General features: G+C 46.3%; 15 protein-coding genes. 5 read left to right on the forward strand and 10 right to left on the reverse strand.

Annotation, left to right across the window (positions count from 1 at the left end; genetic code table 11):
- Nucleotides 1-181 precede the first annotated feature (181 nt).
- The 4 genes from tig (at nt 182) to recQ (ending at nt 6,050) form a co-directional block, all read left to right on the forward strand.
- A complete protein-coding gene (tig, locus tag BACSA_RS15465; RefSeq protein WP_013618966.1) occupies nt 182-1,528 on the forward strand; it encodes a trigger factor in 1,347 nt (448 codons plus the stop codon).
- A 163-nt stretch (nt 1,529-1,691) separates the two neighbouring features.
- Entirely contained in the window at nt 1,692-2,360 is a 669-nt protein-coding gene (clpP, locus tag BACSA_RS15470) for an ATP-dependent Clp endopeptidase proteolytic subunit ClpP (protein ID WP_013618967.1), read from the forward strand.
- An 84-nt stretch (nt 2,361-2,444) separates the two neighbouring features.
- Nucleotides 2,445-3,719 (forward strand): ATP-dependent Clp protease ATP-binding subunit ClpX, encoded by a 1,275-nt coding sequence (gene clpX / locus BACSA_RS15475; RefSeq protein ID WP_085929098.1) that lies wholly within the window; start codon nt 2,445-2,447, stop codon nt 3,717-3,719.
- 147 nt (nt 3,720-3,866) lie between these two features.
- Nucleotides 3,867-6,050 (forward strand): DNA helicase RecQ, encoded by a 2,184-nt coding sequence (recQ, locus tag BACSA_RS15480; protein ID WP_013618969.1) that lies wholly within the window; start codon nt 3,867-3,869, stop codon nt 6,048-6,050.
- Between the two features lie 83 nt (nt 6,051-6,133).
- On the opposite strand, the gene BACSA_RS15485 is transcribed toward recQ, so the two are convergent.
- From BACSA_RS15485 to rsmI, 10 genes are all read right to left on the reverse strand, one after another.
- On the reverse strand, nt 6,134-7,297 hold the full coding sequence (locus tag BACSA_RS15485; RefSeq protein ID WP_013618970.1) for a DUF3843 family protein: 1,164 nt from the start codon (nt 7,295-7,297) through the stop codon (nt 6,134-6,136).
- A 19-nt stretch (nt 7,298-7,316) separates the two neighbouring features.
- The gene (locus BACSA_RS15490) at nt 7,317-7,805 is read right to left on the reverse strand and encodes a DUF4251 domain-containing protein (protein ID WP_041584075.1); all 489 of its coding nucleotides are present in this window, start codon (nt 7,803-7,805) and stop codon (nt 7,317-7,319) included.
- Nucleotides 7,806-8,107: 302 nt separating this feature from the next.
- Nucleotides 8,108-8,395 (reverse strand): winged helix-turn-helix domain-containing protein, encoded by a 288-nt coding sequence (locus BACSA_RS15495; RefSeq protein ID WP_013618972.1) that lies wholly within the window; start codon nt 8,393-8,395, stop codon nt 8,108-8,110.
- Nucleotides 8,380-9,018: a hypothetical protein gene (locus BACSA_RS15500; protein WP_013618973.1), complete on the reverse strand. Its 639-nt coding sequence runs from the start codon at nt 9,016-9,018 to the stop codon at nt 8,380-8,382. Before BACSA_RS15500 ends, BACSA_RS15495 begins: the two co-directional genes overlap by 16 nt.
- Before the next feature lie 97 nt (nt 9,019-9,115).
- Nucleotides 9,116-11,272: an outer membrane beta-barrel protein gene (locus BACSA_RS15505; protein WP_013618974.1), complete on the reverse strand. Its 2,157-nt coding sequence runs from the start codon at nt 11,270-11,272 to the stop codon at nt 9,116-9,118.
- Nucleotides 11,269-11,646 (reverse strand): DUF2141 domain-containing protein, encoded by a 378-nt coding sequence (locus BACSA_RS15510; RefSeq protein ID WP_041584460.1) that lies wholly within the window; start codon nt 11,644-11,646, stop codon nt 11,269-11,271. The genes BACSA_RS15505 and BACSA_RS15510 overlap by 4 nt, the downstream gene beginning before the upstream one ends.
- Nucleotides 11,647-12,051: 405 nt before the next feature.
- Complete coding sequence (locus BACSA_RS15515) at nt 12,052-12,867, reverse strand: SDR family oxidoreductase (RefSeq protein ID WP_013618976.1); 816 nt, start codon at nt 12,865-12,867, stop codon at nt 12,052-12,054.
- Nucleotides 12,868-12,891: 24 nt separating this feature from the next.
- A complete protein-coding gene (locus BACSA_RS15520) occupies nt 12,892-13,329 on the reverse strand; it encodes a Fur family transcriptional regulator (protein WP_041584076.1) in 438 nt (145 codons plus the stop codon).
- Nucleotides 13,330-13,491: 162 nt separating this feature from the next.
- Nucleotides 13,492-14,346, reverse strand: coding sequence for a Cbp1 family collagen-binding glycoprotein adhesin (locus BACSA_RS15525; protein ID WP_013618978.1), 855 nt, complete (start codon nt 14,344-14,346; stop codon nt 13,492-13,494).
- Nucleotides 14,347-14,375: 29 nt separating this feature from the next.
- Complete coding sequence (rsmI, locus tag BACSA_RS15530) at nt 14,376-15,050, reverse strand: 16S rRNA (cytidine(1402)-2'-O)-methyltransferase (protein WP_013618979.1); 675 nt, start codon at nt 15,048-15,050, stop codon at nt 14,376-14,378.
- A 183-nt stretch (nt 15,051-15,233) separates the two neighbouring features.
- Between rsmI and BACSA_RS15535 the strand changes: the two genes are divergently transcribed.
- Nucleotides 15,234-17,270 (forward strand): glycoside hydrolase family 65 protein, encoded by a 2,037-nt coding sequence (locus BACSA_RS15535; RefSeq protein WP_013618980.1) that lies wholly within the window; start codon nt 15,234-15,236, stop codon nt 17,268-17,270.
- Nucleotides 17,271-17,411: the final 141 nt, after the last annotated feature.

Raw genomic sequence — 17,411 nt, forward strand, 5'->3', positions numbered from 1 at the left:
TTCGCATATAGCTTCGCCGGGCAATGCAGATAAATGCATGAACGGATGAATATGGGAAGGGGAAGAAAAGAGTTTTTTTGAAATTTTGGTGCGACATTTGGTTATTGCAAGAGAAAACACTATTTTTGCACCCTCATTAATAAATTCGAAATATAGTAGTAATTAAAACAATAAGTCGGAAATGAATATTTCATTGCAAAATGTAGACAAGGTGAGCGCGGTGCTTACCGTTCAGATTGAAAAAGCTGACTATCAGGAAAAAGTAGAGAAAGCGTTGAAGACTCTCCGCAAGAGAGTGAATATGCCGGGTTTCCGTCCGGGAATGGTGCCCATGAGCCTGGTGAAAAAACACTATGGCACATCTGTATTGGTAGAAGAAGTTGACAAACTGATGCAGGAAAAAGTGAACGAGTATATCCGTGAAAACAAGGTGGATATGCTGGGCGCGCCGCTTCCGAAGGAAAGCAATGCAGACTTCGTGAATGACGAAAACTTTGAATTCGCTTTCGATATCGCTTTAGCTCCCGAATTTACGGTAGACCTTTCGGCGGACGACACCATCGATTATTACGATATAAACGTGACCGATGAAATGGTAGACCAGCAGGTGAAGATGTACACCCAACGTACAGCTAAATACGAGAAAGTGGAGGATTACCAGGACAATGACTTGCTGAAAGGTCTGCTTGCCGAACTGGATGAGAACGGCAATACGAAAGAAGGCGGACTTCAGGTAGAAGGCGCCGTAATGATGCCCTCTTACATGAAGAACGATGACCAGAAAGCCATCTTCAACGGTGCGAAAGTAAATACGGTGCTGACATTCAACCCGTCGGTTGCATTCGACAATAACGAGGCTGAGCTGGCTTCTCTCCTGAAAATCAAGAAAGAGGAAGTAGCTTCTTATACCGGAAACTTCAGCTTCCAGATTGAAGAAATCACCCGCATGATTCCGGGCGACCTGAACCAGGAACTGTTCGACCAAGTATTGGGAGAAGGAAAAGCGCATAATGAAGAAGAGTTCCGCGCGCAAATCAAGGAAACAATCGCCAAACAATATGAGGCGGACAGCGACTATAAGTTCTTGATTGATGTACGTTCGTATGTATCGGGTAAAATCGGTAAGCTGCAATTCGCCGATGACTTGATGAAGCGCATCATGCTGGAAAACAACAAGGACAAAGGCGAAGAGTTCGTTTCGGAACACTACGAAAAGAGCCTTGAAGAACTTACCTGGCACTTGATTAAGGAAAAGCTGGTCGCTGCACACGGCATTAAGGTGGAACAAGCCGACATTACCGAAATGGCAAAAGAAGCTACGCGTGCCCAATTCGCTCAATATGGCATGATTAACGTGCCCGATGAATTGCTGGAGAACTATTCGAAGGAAATGCTGAAGAAGCGTGAGAGCGTAGAAGCATTGGTGAACCGTGCCGTTGAGGCTAAATTGTCTGAAGCCCTCAAAGCCCAAGTAACATTGAATCACAAAGCAGTATCAGCAGAAGAATTCAATAAAATGTTCGAGTAACTCGGTTCCTCAAGCGAGATTGAATTGCTAAAACATGCTAAAAGAGGAGCTTTTAATTTGGCATTCCGTTAAGTGAATGGAAGTTTTTGTACATTTGCCGGTCGGAGGAAGAAGCCAGTTTAAAAGCTTCTCTTTTTATTCACAACTAAAAAACAAAAGACGAATGGACGATTTTAGGAAATATGCTGTCAAGCATTTGGGAATGAGCAGCATGGTGCTTGACGATGTAATCAAGTCTCAAAGCTATCTGAACCCTTATATCTTGGAAGAACGCCAGTTGAACGTAACCCAGCTCGATGTATTCTCGCGGTTGATGATGGACCGCATCATCTTCCTCGGGACTCAAATCGATGATTATACCGCCAATACGTTGCAGGCACAATTGCTGTATTTGGATTCGGTGGATTCGGGGAAAGACATCTCTATTTACATCAACTCTCCGGGCGGGTCGGTATATGCCGGTCTGGGCATCTACGACACGATGCAATTCATCGGAAGCGATGTAGCTACGATTTGTACCGGCATGGCTGCTTCGATGGCTGCCGTATTGCTTGTAGCCGGGAAAGAAGGCAAACGCTCTGCCCTTACGCATTCGCGGGTGATGATTCACCAGCCGATGGGAGGCGCGCAAGGCCAGGCTTCCGATATCGAAATCACCGCACGCGAGATTCAGAAACTGAAGAAAGAGCTTTATACCATTATCGCCGAACATTCACACACAGACTTCGATAAGGTATGGGCGGATTCTGACCGCGATTATTGGATGACGGCTCAGGAGGCGAAAGAATATGGGATGATTGATGAGGTGCTGTCGCGTAAGTCGGCATTATAATATTAACGAGTTTGACGAGGAAACAAGTTGACGGGTTGGCAAGGTTTTAAATCGTATTTAAGGATCTTGTCAACTTGTTATCTGATGCCTTGTCAACTAAAAATAGAAGAAACATTGGAAGACAAGACAAACCCAAAAGGCAAGCGCCGTTGTAGCTTTTGCGGGCGTTCGGAGACAGAAGTAGGTTTTCTTATTACGGGAGTCAACGGATGCATTTGCGACAGTTGTGCCGAACAGGCACACGAAATCGTGCAGGAAGCTACACGCCAGAAAAAGAGCGGCATGAACCTGAACTTGGCAGACCTGCCCAAGCCGAAAGACATCAAAGAGTTTCTCGACCAATACGTTATCGGTCAGGATAGTGCGAAACGTTATCTTTCCGTAGCGGTGTATAACCACTACAAGCGTTTGCTCCAGCCCGAATCGAAAGACGATGTGGAAATCGAGAAATCCAATATAATTATGGTAGGAAGCACCGGCACGGGAAAAACGCTGTTGGCACGGACCATAGCCAAGCTTCTGCATGTTCCTTTTACCATCGTGGACGCTACGGTGTTGACCGAAGCCGGCTATGTAGGCGAGGATATCGAAAGCATTCTGACCCGTTTGCTTCAGGTGGCGGATTATAATGTGGAAGAGGCAGAGCGAGGCATTGTGTTCATTGATGAAATCGATAAGATAGCCCGCAAGGGAGATAACCCTTCCATAACCCGCGATGTGAGCGGCGAAGGCGTGCAGCAAGGCCTGCTCAAGCTTTTGGAAGGCTCTATCGTCAATGTGCCCCCTCAAGGCGGACGCAAACATCCCGAACAAAAGCTGATACCGGTCAATACCAAAAACATCCTGTTCATTTGCGGAGGAGCTTTCGACGGCATCGAACGGAAAATAGCCCAACGCTTGAATACGCATGTGGTAGGATACGGAGCCGCAAAGGAAACGGTAAATATCGACCGTAAAAACCTGATGCAATACATTGCTCCGCAAGACCTGAAGTCGTTCGGACTGATTCCGGAAATCATCGGACGCCTTCCGATTCTGACCTACTTGAATCCGTTGGACCGTACGGCATTGCGCAATATTCTGACCGAGCCGAAAAACTCTATCATCAAACAATACATCAAGTTGTTCGAGATGGATGGAGTGAAACTGACGTTCGAGCCGGAAGTATTCGAATACATTGTCGATAAGGCTATCGAATATAAATTGGGCGCACGCGGACTTCGCTCCATTGTAGAAACCATCATGATGGATACGATGTTTGAGGTCCCGTCGCATAAGATCGATACCTTTACGGTGACATTGGATTATGCAAAAGAGCAGATGGGAAAGGCAAATATATCCCGTTTACAAATGGCTTGAGGCAAAAAGTGATGAAAAATGTTGCTTTTCATAGAAATTCTTCCTGATAAATTTGCATAATATCAAAAGTTGTTTATAACTTTGTTAGAAAGAAAGAGAATTATTTCCTTGAAAAACATAAATAACATCACTTAAAACAAAGAGACAATGACGGAAAACATCAATTTAGCGGCACAATTGAAAAAGTATTTCGGTTTCGACACGTTTAAGGGAAACCAGGAAGCTATCATTCGTAACCTGCTGGCAGGGAAAGATACGTTCGTGCTAATGCCCACCGGAGGGGGAAAATCGTTGTGTTACCAGTTACCCTCCCTATTAATGGAGGGGACGGCTATCGTGATATCTCCGCTTATTGCTCTGATGAAAAATCAAGTCGATGCGATGCGCAACTACAGTGAAGAAGACGGAGTGGCGCATTTCATCAATTCTTCATTGACCAAGTCGGCGATTGACCAGGTGAAGGCAGATATATTGGCTGGAAAAACCAAGCTGTTGTATGTGGCTCCCGAATCATTGACGAAAGAGGAAAATGTGGAATTTCTGAAGCATGTGAAAATATCTTTTTACGCCGTAGACGAGGCGCACTGCATCTCGGAGTGGGGGCATGACTTTCGTCCCGAATACCGCCGCATACGGCCGATTATCAACGAAATAGGAAAGGCACCGGTTATAGCTCTGACGGCTACGGCTACTCCGAAGGTGAAGATGGATATTCAGAAAAACTTGGGCATGACCGATGCGGTCGAGTTCAAGTCTTCGTTCAACCGTCCGAACTTGTATTATGAAGTACGCTCAAAGACCGTTAACATAGACAAGGATATCATCCGTTTCATCAAGCAAAATCCTGAGAAGTCGGGCATCATCTATTGCTTGAGCCGGAAAAAGGTGGAAGAACTGGCAGAGATTCTTCAGGCGAACGGCATCAAGGCACGCCCTTATCATGCCGGCATGGATTCGGCTACGCGGAATGCCAATCAGGATGCGTTCTTGAAAGAAGACATTGACGTGATTGTAGCCACTATCGCTTTCGGCATGGGCATTGACAAACCGGATGTGCGTTTCGTTATCCATTATGATATGCCAAAGAGCTTGGAAGGCTATTATCAGGAGACCGGACGTGCGGGCCGCGACGGAGGGGAAGGCCAGTGCATAACGTTCTATTCGAACAAAGACTTGCAAAAGTTGGAGAAATTCATGCAAGGCAAACCTGTGTCCGAACAAGAAATAGGCAAGCAATTGCTTTTGGAAACGGCTGCATACGCCGAATCGTCTCTATGTCGTAGAAAGGTATTATTGCATTACTTCGGAGAAGAATATACAGAAGATAATTGTGGTAATTGTGATAACTGTTTAAATCCGAAGAAACAAGTGGAGGCTCAGGATTCATTGTGCGCGGTGATTGAAGCAATCATTGCGGTTAAAGAAAATTTCAAGCAAGATTATATTATCGACATTCTTTTAGGAAAGGAAACAAATGAAATATTGGCGCATAAGCACGAAGATCTGGAAGTGTTCGGCTCAGGTATGGGCGAAGAAGAACGCTTATGGAATGCTGTAATCCGCCAAGCGCTCATAGCCGGCTATTTAAGCAAGGATGTAGAAAACTACGGTTTGCTGAAAGTAACGCCCGAAGGACGTAAATTCCTGAAGAAGCCGAAATCATTCAAGATTGTAGAGGATAACGATTTTGAAGAAGAAGACATTGAAGAAGTCCCCATGCGGGGAGGCGCTTCGTGTGCGGTCGATCCGGTATTGTTCTCAATGCTGAAGGACTTGCGCAAGAAAATGTCGAAGAAATTAGACGTACCGCCATACGTTATCTTCCAAGACCCTTCGTTGGAAGCTATGGCAACCATCTATCCGATAACATTGGAAGAACTGCAGAACATTCCGGGAGTAGGCGCAGGCAAGGCAAAACGTTACGGACAGGAGTTCTGCGATTTGATTAAGAAGCATTGCGAGGAAAATGAAATCGACCGTCCGGAAGACTTGCGTGTGCGTACGGTTGCCAATAAGTCGAAACTGAAAGTGTCTATTATCCAAAGCATCGACCGTAAGGTGGCGCTTGATGACATAGCCGTGGCAAAAGGAATCGAATTTAACGAACTGCTTGATGAAATCGAAGCTATCGTTTATTCTGGCACGAAATTGAATATCGATTATTTCCTGGAAGATGTAATGGACGAAGACCACATGCTCGACATCTACGATTATTTCAAGGAATCGACTACAGACAAGATTGACGATGCCATGAGTGAATTGGGAGGTGACTATACGGAAGAAGAAATTCGTCTGGTACGTATCAAGTTCATTTCGGAAATGGCAAATTGATAGAAAGATTATATCTGCATTGTATAAAGAAGAGAATCATGAGGGAAGCAACATACCGTCTCCCTCATGGTTCTTTTTTATTTTCAATCCCCCCGATAATAATAAAGCAAGGCATGGCGGGCTATGAAATCCATGTCTGCCCGCGTGAGTGCATGCTCCGTTTCTCCCGGAATGGAAGCGTCAGGAAGCAGCCCCTTTTCGATGCAATAAATGAGCAAGTCGGGTGGGCAAAGGGTTTCTTCCGTCAAGAGCCGGAATGCATTCGCCTGCGCTTTCTCACGATTGTACATCGGATTATCCCTATCGGCAATGTACTCACAGATGTCTTTTGCCAGTAAAATCCCTTTCTTTGGATTGCTCATCAGAATGAAATTGCGATGCGCTTTCATCTGAGGCAACGTGTGGCTTTCATCATCCTGCCATTTGAGAGTGCGGACCAGAAAATCTTTCAGTTCCCCGTATCCGTTCAGGTAAACCATGTGCTTTCCTTCTGTACCTTGAGTGAAGTTCTGATAGATGTTTTTGTTTGTTTCCAGAATGTGGAAAGGTATTTCGGGCTCTTTAAGATAAAGCCCCTGCACCTGTTTCCAGCAAGGTTTTCCGGACAGCAGCTCTATCCATTCATAGAGGAAAAGAGCCAGCGGACCGGTAGGCATAATAAACCGGTCGGAAGGAGCGATATGCGTAATGTAAGGATACATCGAAGGCTCTGTCAGATACGTATGCCCGAAAAGCCATGTCAGCTTATGTTCCGCGTCGGCTTCGTTTTCAAATGTGTCAAAGTACCCGGTCAGAATGTCATTTTCAGGGGCTTCCTCGTATGCCTTATCCAATAAAGCATAAAAGGCGGATGCCTGTTCCGAAACTTGAGACGCATAAGGAGACAGGTAATGCGGCGCAAGTCCCGACTTCTGCCAAGCGTTCCATATCAGGAAACGGAGGTCTGCTTCGTTCACCTCATCCGGATAATAACCGGAATCCGCCGGATAAAACGGAAGCATGGAGCCGTAAAGCTTTTGATGCTCTGTGGTAAAGCTTTTCCAAAGTCCCAGTCCGGAAACCTTGTCTTCAAGGTAAGCGGCCGCGTAAAGCGCCAGCTTCTTGCGGAAAGATTCCGGAAGTCCGCGCAGGATGCATGCGTCGAAAAGCCGGTTGGCAAGTGCGGTAAAATAAGCGTCCGAAGGTTGGATGGCAGTATACGGATGTATTTGCAACCAGTCTTTTGTGTATATAGTTTTTGCTTTCATAATACGTGATTTTTGATAGTCACTCTTCTTCGTAAGAAATCTCACCGCTGTAGCGGATGGACTGCCTGTTACGCATCGTGACGGAAATAGAGGCAGCCCCCTCATCGGCTATGTCGATAAAGAAATCAAATGTGTCTTCTTCCGTTTTCGAAGTAAAGCTTATCGCATACCCTCTTTTTTTCTTTTCTACGTTCAGTCCGGTAGCGGGCGAGTGGAAATGCAGTCCGTTCCCTCCTCCGTAGGGGATTGAATAAGCCCTGCCGAAATAGGGCAGGAAGACATCTGCCGAGTCTTGCTTCAGCTCCAGGCTATAAGGGCTGGTCAGCGGAATGCTGTTTCCGCCCATGGGATAAGCCATGGATACGTCAATCTTGAAATGCCGGTCGGCAATCCGCTTTTCAACAAATGCTTTTCGCTCAGCTTCCTTTTCCTCCCGTGTTTGGGCGGATAGGTTTGCGGCAAGAATCAGGCTTGCCAAACACATAAAAATCCATTTCATTTGTTTCATTCGTATGCTCTTTTGATTCAGAAGCCAAGTTACGCAAAAAGCGGTTTGCCGTTTCATAAAATAAGATAATAGCTTGAATAAAACAATAAAAAAGCCAGTGTTTGAAATGACGGTTAGCTCCTCAGAAAGAAATATTTATAGTTTCATGTTGTTGTAATATGCTGAAACTAAAGTTTTATGTTGCTGAAACTTTAGTTTACATATACTGAAACTATAGTTTCAGTATATGTAAACTGCCTGAACAAATGCACTGGGAAGTCAAAGGCATTGGTCTTCTCTCTCCACCCGGCCTTTTGTCTCCTTTATTCCAAATGCAAATACACCTTCAGTGTATTGACGTACTCCTCAAACGCGCCCCTTCCTTCGGGGGTGATGCGGCATGTGGTGCGTGGGCGTTTCCCTTCAAAGCCTTTTTCGATGGCGATATAGCCTGCTCCCGCCAGCTTGTCGAGCTGTACGCTCAAATTGCCGGCGGTGGATTCGGTCTTTTCTTTCAGGTATACAAAGTCTGCCTCCTCTTTCACCATCAGGATAGACATCACGCCAAGCCTTAGTTGGGAATGCAGTAAGGGATTCAGTTCTTTCGGCATAATTTCTTGGCTTTATGGTTAATGATATGTCCGGGGATAATCATCATCACGATAAAACAAAGGATATACAAAGGTATCGCCCAAGTGATGTAAATCGGTATGTCGCAGATGGCGCAGCTTGCCACAATTCCTCCCGCGGCTATACTGAACAACCCTCCGAATGTCAGACTTTGTTCACGGATGATGACCCCTTGCGCTATGCTTCCGAATCCGATAATGATGAAAGCGTATGCAAACATCAGTACCCAGCAGTTGTATCCGCAAAACATAAAAGCCATGCAAATAGCTGCAAACAAGCAGGCAATAATGCCTACGCTCTTCCAGATTCCGGCGGAAACCTTATCAACGTAGCTGGACGAATGTGGCTTTACGTTGGCTTCTTTCCTTTTTTGTTTTTGCGTAACCCCATACCCGATGAGGGGAATCAGGAACCAAAGCCAGTTGACTTGCGGGGTTTGAACCCATAAAAGCAGGGCATAGACAAGGATAGCCGTGCATACCGACACATATCCCCATAGTAACAACATATTCCCGTCGCCTACTTCCAATTTGTTTTTCGTTTCCTGAATCATGCGTGTGATGATTTCCAGACTTTCTTTTTCGTTTAATGTCTTTTCTTCCATAGTCTTAATAAAATGGTTTATGTTATAAACTTTATGCGGAAAAATAAAAGCAAGAAAACGAGGACTTGCTTTTGCTTGCAAATATAAAACGGTTTCATCAATCTGCCAAACGGTTCCGCTGGGAAAATTTGCCTTTTTCCACTTCCGTCTTTTTCGCTTGTTTCCCTTTTCCGAAGTTCCATGCGATTCCTATTTTCCATGTCCTCCCTTGCGAAGCTGTGTGGATATGTATGTCTCTCTCGTAGTCTTCCGTATGGCATGCATAGCTGGAAGAACGGTCGAACAGATTGTCTATGCCCAGCGTGAGTATCCATTTCCCTTGATTGAATTTTTTCTGCAAGCGGATGTCTGCCGTGTGATAGGGATTGATTTCGCTATTCCCCGAATGTAAGCGTGAAGTTCCGCTGTATTTCATTTCAAGTGAAAGATCCCAAGGCAGGAAGCATTCGGCTTGGGCGCGGATGAAATAAAGCCAATGGCTTTGCCGTTCCTCTTCGGGATTCATATAGATGTCTTGCCTGGATCCGATAAAGTTGGCGGTAAGGTTTAGCCAGCCTGTGGGTTGCCAAGGAGCGGAAATTGCAACGAACCAATGATTTTCCCGATGGTGGTTTTCGTAGGTGACGTATGCGATGTCCGGATTTGCTTCGTCTTGCTTGGTAAACTCGCGAATCAGGTTTTTATGCAGATTGCCTCCTATGGTTAAGGTGTAGCGGTATTTGTAGATTAGCGTCAGGCTGAAGCGGTTGATGTAAGTAGGCTTCAGCCAAGGGTTTCCTATCTGGTAGCTATAGTCGGAGGTTTGTGTCCGGTTCGGGTTTAGTGCCGCGAATGCCGGGCGTTCGATGTACTTGCCATATTGTCCTGCCAGCATCCAGTGTTGGAGAGGGTCGAACGCATAGCTGACATCCATGTGCGGAAACCAGTCGAAATATCGTTGGTTTACGTTGTTTTCCCGGTTAGAGGTATGGGTATATTCCAACCGGAGTCCGGCTTTTACCGACCATTTCCTTCGGGTAAATGTGTATTGTGCATACCAGGCGGCTATCTGTTCCCGGTAATCCCGTGTGTAACCGAAATCGGGCAGAGGCGTCCACGTGGTTCCGCTACGGAATCCTTCGTATGCCGAAGTGTTATCGGTATAGGTTTGTGTGTATTTGGCACCTGTTTGGAAAGATTTGCTATTCCATGACACATCTGCGTTGATAATCCGGTAATCGGCTTTTGTTTGCGACCGGTATAAAGTATCCTTTTTGTAATCCCCGGCTTGGCGCAGGATGTTGTAGCGGTTTTTTCCTTTTGCATGTTTGCCGGTATAGTCTGCCAATATTTTTAATGTCGAACAGGAATGTGACAGGCGGTGCTGGTAGCTGAAATTAACGGATGTCATGTCGTAATCAGATTTTTGGTGATAATTCCCATGGCTATAGACCGTTTCATGTCTGTTGCTTATTGCGTCACGGCTATGCGACGGGTTATCGGATGAATGGCGGAAGTATTCCACTTCCAGTCCGAACGTATTCAGCGTGTCGGGCGAGAAGATGATGCCCGAGCGGAACGTCTCATAATCTGATGTTTGCTTTCGTGCTCCTGTGCTTTGAAACTGTTTGACAGTTTGGCGATAGATGCGGTCTTCGTTCCAATCGCTTGCATCTTCCGGTTTCCAGATTATGGAAGCGGAAGCGTACCAGTCCCATTTGTCCCAATGTGCATGCCAACTTCCGTTAGGCTGATATTGCTGGACGGAATGTCCTATTGTGGACATCAGCGAGAAATGCCCTTGCCAACCTTTCTGCTTGGGTTTTCTTAACAGGATATAGACAGCGCCGCCTTGAGCGTTTGCATCTTTTTCAGCTCCGGAGAAGGGAAGTATCTCGATGCGCTGGATGTCTGCTGATTGCAAGGATTGCAGGCGGAAGTACAGAAGTTCTCCTTCCAGCCTCACTTCCTGTCCGTTGATATAGACTTTGGCTCCAGACGCTCCGTTGATGGAAATCCCTTTGTCGGAAAGCCATACACCGGGCGCTTCTTTCAACAATTCAATTCCGTTTTTTCCCGAGGATGGTGTCACTTGCATGATAAACCGGTCGGCATTCCGCTTGATTTTACTGCTTCTCACCGTTATCTCTGGCAGGTCGTAGGTTTTCAATGTAGCATGGATGCTGTCCGTCAATGCCGGTGGGGCGGTGGGCATCGCATATAGAAGTGCGATGCTTCCTATATATAATAGGTAGAGAAAGACCAGGCGTTTCATCGTTCTAAAGGATTATCGAAGTAAAACAATTTCAACTTACATGCATCTTCTTTTTTCTTCGGATGATGCTTTTCCCGTGCAAAACCTTCTACAGGTTTTCCCTGTTCGTCTGTATCTATTTGCCAATTCTCGTTTTCATCGTGAAAGACAGAAATGGTAAAGTGATCCCAAGTCACTTCTTCTATTGTGATGGTCACCTCTCCCTTTTGTGCTTTTGCCATTCCATAAACAGGTTTGCTTTGTCCGTCTGCTTGAAGCATGACCAAGATATTTCCGTTATCATTGCGGATATTGCCGATGGAGATAGAAAATCCTTTGGCTGAAGCAGATACAGACAAGCTTAACAGTGCGATTATAAACCAGATTGTTTTCATAATCATTTATTGTTTTTAAGTTTATAAATAAGTTTATAGTATAAACCAAATGCGTTAAATAAAAGCAAGAGTGCGCGCTTTCCCTTGCTTCTGTTTTGCAAATATAGAATAGTTTATTTTATAAACCAAATATAGCCTGCAATTTAACCTCAATTAATAAAATGAAGAATCGCTATGCTCGCATGAGAATCCTCATTCTTCATTTTTCATTTATAGTAGAACAAAATTGGTTTGCGAAAATACGGAATGCAGTAGAGACGTCACATTGTGGCGTCTCCCCAACCGCAGGGATGCTATATGTTTTTGTATGTGAATGTCTTGCGGATGCATTCAGAGACGCCACAATGTGACGTCTCTACTAAAAACAGGCTATAGTTTTTCGCAATTCATTTCTGATTGACTATATCAGACTCCGCTGAATGCGCTGAATCCTCCGTCTACAGGCAATACCGCTCCTGTAATGAAGCTTGCGGCATCGCTGCACAGGAATTGTACGGCTCCGTTGAGTTCGGAAATGTCACCGAAGCGGCGCATCGGCGTCTTGGCGATGACTTTCTTGCTGCGGTCGGTGAGCGAGCCGTCGGGATTAATCAGGATGGCACGGTTTTGGTTTCCGATGAAGAAACCCGGAGCGATGGCATTCACGCGGATTTTCTCGCTGAACTGAATAGCCATTTCCTGAGCCAGCCAGCGGGTGAAGTTCTCTACTCCGCTTTTTGCCATAGAATAGCCTGGCACACGGGTGAGTGATTCGTAAGCCGCCATGGAAGATACGTTTACGATTGCGCCACTTTTTTGTTGTGCCATAATCTTTCCGAATACGAGGCAGGGGTATACCGTTCCGTTCAGGTTCAGGTCTACTACCTTGTCTAAGTCCTCTACTTTCATATCAAATATATTCTGGTCGGCGGTGAGCGTTCCTCCCGGAATATTCCCTCCAGCCGCATTGACCAGAATGTCGACCCGTCCCCATTGGGCAAGGACTTCTTCTTTTACGGCTTCCAGGCTTTCGATGCTTAATACGTTGCATACCACGCCTTTGATTTCGCTTCCTGCCGCTTTCAGGCGTTCTACTGCTGCATTTACACGCTCTTGATGTGCGCCAATGATGATGACTTTTGCGCCTGCCCGCAAGAAGCCTTCTGCAATGTTACTTCCTAACACGCCGGAACCGCCGGTTATGACGGCTGTTTTCCCGGCAATACTGAAATTTTCGTTCATATTGTTTTTTATTAAAATAGATACTTACTCATTCATTTTCATTTTGTAGGAACATTCCTTGCAAATTCCTTTTATCATGTAATTGATACTTTGCATATTGAAACCTTCCGGCAAATGGACTATGGGCACATGAATCCCATGGAAACAAAACGTACGGTGGCATCTTTCGCAATAAAAATGCGTGTGCATATCATCGATGCTGCATGTATCTTCATTTGAGCACACCTCGTATTTCAACGAACCGCTTCCGTCTTCGATAGCGTGAATCAAATGGTGGGCAAGAAAGGCGTTCAGCGTGCGGAATATGGTCGATTTGTCTACTGTCTCTAACAAGTTTTCCAGATCGAGCAATGAAACCGGAAGTTGCGCTTCTTCCAGTGCTCTGAATACCAAGATGCGGACAGCTGTAGGCTTTACTCCTTTTTTCTCTAGCCGGGTGATGTAATGCTGGTTTGTTCCCATTTTGCCGTTGTTTCTCAATTCGGAGGCAAGTTAAGCAAAAAAAATGAGAAAAGATACGTAAATCCGCAATAGTTTGAACAAAGCACAAAAAATGCGTCCGTTTCCGGACGCATTCCTCTTATATAAAAAACCGTTTTGGATTTCTAAAAAGTTCTTGTATAATCAACGCACTTGAATTACCAGATACCGCGATACGCTCCAGAATTGGTTCGGATTCGTAATCTTCAGGGTTAACTGGCCTTTATCATCTTTTACCAATTCGTATGAACCTTCCGGATGTGTGGTCAGCAATTCAGCGCGTTTTGAGTACAACTTGATTTCTTTATCTTGACGGATGTCGATTTCGGTAAAATAATCTTTATTGAATTCATTGTCTTTCAATACGTCGCCCCGCTTCAGGATTTTCTGGTCTTTCAGTTCCGATTTGGTTCCGAATACATACCATGCCGTATTCAAGGCTTTGTCTTGAGCGGCTACGGTTTCGGTTTTGGCAACGTTTTCGGCGGTCAGTTCGTCTACGTTCTTGTTCAGGTCGGCCACAGCTTCATCCAACTCGGCGATTCGGATGTTTTTCGAAGCCAGTTCCGCCTGCAGGGTCTCGATTTGCTTTTGTTTCGATTCCAGTTCGGCGGTCAGGTTCTGGATGGCTTTCCTCAACTGCGCCGATTGGGATTTGCTGTTCTGCAATTGCTTTTCCAGTTCTGCGATACGGGCACGGTTGGCTTGAAGCTTCTGGCTGATAAACCGGATGTCTTCCTTGATTTTTTCCGCACTCGACTTGCTTTCCATAGCGTTTCCTTGCAAGTCTACCCGGTTTTCGGCTTCGTTGATTTCGCGGAAGCCTTCCTGTATTTCGTTGAACGCGCCCATAATCTCGTCCAGTTCGGCATCGCGGTTAGACAATTCAAGCATTAATGAATCGTTTTGCACCTGTAACGCATCTTGCTTTTGCCCTGTACCTGTACATGAAGCCAACAAGGCAGCTGCACACATCGAAAATAAAACAACTTTCTTCATAGTTCTTGATCCGTTTAGAATTTATACTTTTAGTTTTCTTTTCCTGCTAAAACAATGACAATCTCTCCCTTCGGTTCTGATTCGGTGAAATGGGCAATCACTTCGTCCAACGTCCCCCGGACGCTTTCTTCGTGTATCTTTGATATTTCCCGGCATACCGAAACCTTCCGTTCTCCGCCGAAGAGTGCGGCAAACTGAACCAGTGTCTTGACCAACCGGTAAGGAGATTCATAGAATATCATCGTGCGTGTCTCTTCCGCCAAGGCGTTCAGGCGTGTCATCCGCCCTTTTTTCTGAGGCAGGAACCCTTCGAAGCAGAAACGTTCGTCGGGCAATCCTGATGCTACCAGTGCCGGGACGAAGGCGGTCGCGCCGGGAAGGCATTGCACTTCAATTCCGTTTCGCACGCATTCGCGCACTACCAAGAAGCCCGGGTCGGAGATGCCGGGAGTGCCCGCATCCGAGACCAAAGCGATGGTTTCGCCTGCCTTCAGACGTTGGATAATGCTGTCCAGCACCTGATGTTCATTGAATTTATGGTAAGACTGCATGGCATTCTTGATCTCGAAGTGCTTTAACAGGACGCCCGAGGTGCGCGTGTCTTCCGCTAACACCAAATCGGCTTCTTTCAGCACCCGAATGGCACGCAAAGTCATATCCTCTAAATTGCCTACCGGAGTAGGAACCACGTACAATTTTCCCATATCATTCATCATAATAGAAGCAAAGGTAGAAAGTTTTTGTTTCCACGGGCTAAATCTGCCCATTATTTAACAGATGTTGTATTATTTCATCCCCCTATATTGTTTTTTTATCAGGATAGTTGCATGAATAGCTCGGTTTTTTTATGTAGCTTTGCCTCATATTGATAATACGGAGAAGAAGATATGAAGATATGGACTTGGATAGGAGTTGTTGTAGGATGTTTTCTGCTGGCTCCTCTGAAAGCGGAAAACGGAGCCTTGTGGCAAGTGTGTGCCGATAGCTTGCATGCCTCTTATGCTCCGGCTCCGATGGCAAGCGGATGCATCGGCATTTTGCCGGGTAAAGGGCCGTTCAGGATAGAACAGGTGGTACTGAACCATGTGTTTGACGCTGCCGCTCCGGGTGTGGTAAGCCGGGTGATGCGAGGCATAAATCCGTTTGGGCTGAAGATGAAAGTGGACGGTGAAACCGTAGATACGGTGCGGATAATGGACTGGAGGCAGGTGGTGGATATGCGCAGGGCAGTGCACCATACAGAATTCCGGATGGGCCAGAAAGTGCGTGTGGCTTCTGACTTGCGTGCCTTGCGAGGGCTGCCTTATTCCGGACTGATATCGGTGTCGGTCGAAGCGTTGTCAGATGTCAGCATAGAAGTGCGGTGCGGAATGGAGATTCCCGGTGATTACGGAAAAGGAACGGTGTATTACCGTGAACTGGATGCCGATGGCACCCGCTTGCACCTGGTGGAGGCCGAGGCTGTTTCGGAACGTGGGGCGAAGCAGGTTGCGGCGGTTTCGGCTTTCTTGTTGGATGACGGTGCTATGTCCGGGCTTTCGTATGAGAATGATACGGAAGAGCTTTGCCTGAACGTATCTGTAAAGAAAGGGGAGGTCTTTTCTTTTTCGCTCGTGGGCAGCATCTGTTCTTCCCGTGACTTTTCCGACCCTTACAATGAAGCCGAACGCCAGGTGGTCTATGCCGTCCATGAAGGGCAGGAGCGGCTGGTGCGGACACATGAGCGGTTATGGGATGAATTGTGGCAAGGCGATATCCGGATAGAGGGGGATGACGATGCCCAGCGTCTGGTGCGCTTTGCGCTATTTAATCTGTATGCTTCGTGCCGTGCCGGAAGCCGTCTGAGCATTCCGCCGATGGGGCTTTCTTCGCAAGGCTATAACGGTCATATATTTTGGGATACCGAACTTTGGATGTATCCGCCCATGCTTCTGCTGCAGCCCGAACTGGCGAAGTCGATGTTGGATTATCGGATAGACCGCATTGAGCCTGCCCGAAGGAAAGCAATGGCATACGGCTATCGGGGTGTGATGTTTCCGTGGGAGAGTGATGACACGGGCGAGGAAGCTACGCCGACTTTTGCCTTAACCGGTGCGTTTGAGCATCACATTACGGCAGACGTGGGCATTGCTTGCTGGAATTATTATGGCGTGACGCGCGATACCCTGTGGCTGGAGCGCGAAGGTTTCCCCTTGCTTCGGGAAATAGCGGATTTTTGGGCAAGTCGTGCGGTGCGGAATGCCGACGGTTCTTATTCGATACATGGTGTGACCGGAGCGGATGAGTATGCTAATGGTGTGACGGATAATGCTTTTACCAATGCTTCCGCCTCGTTGGCATTGGAGTATGCTTGCCGCGCTGGAGCGGTTTGTGGAGCACATGTTCCTCCGGTATGGAAGGAGGTGAGCCGAGGTTTGCGTATCTTGCAGTTTGAGGACGGAGTAACGCGTGAACATGCAGCCTATCAAGGCGAGACCATCAAGCAGGCAGACGTAAACTTGTTGGCTTATCCGCTGGGAAAGATTGCTTGCCCGGAACAGCAACGGAAAGACTTGACGTATTATGCCGGACGTATCGACCAGCGGGATGGACCGATGATGTCATACGCCGTGTTCTGTGTGCAATATGCACGGATGGGCGATGCTGGGAAAGCGTGGGAAATGTTCCGCCGGTGTTATTTGCCCAACTGGCGTCCTCCTTTCGGTGTGTTGTCGGAAACGCCTTCCAGCAATAATCCTTATTTTATGACTGGTGCCGGCGGTCTGCTTCAGGCTGTATTGAATGGTTTTTGCGGGCTTCAAATCACCGAAGAAGGAGTTGTGCAATTACCTTCGGTTCTTCCTCCGCACTGGAAGAAAGTAACGGTAACAGGAGTAGGCAAGGAAAAAAAGACATTTATACGGGCGCAAGAAGCCGAAAAGTGATTGTTTCGCGGAAAAAATGTATTTTTGCAAATTATACTAAAAATCAGATTGTTACGGAACTCTTCCTCTACTATACAGCCATTTAGACTGACTATTGGAACTACAAAAATAGTAATTCTTTTTATTATAATAGAACTTTTC

Source organism: Phocaeicola salanitronis DSM 18170 (assembly GCF_000190575.1).
GTDB lineage: Bacteria > Bacteroidota > Bacteroidia > Bacteroidales > Bacteroidaceae > Phocaeicola > Phocaeicola salanitronis.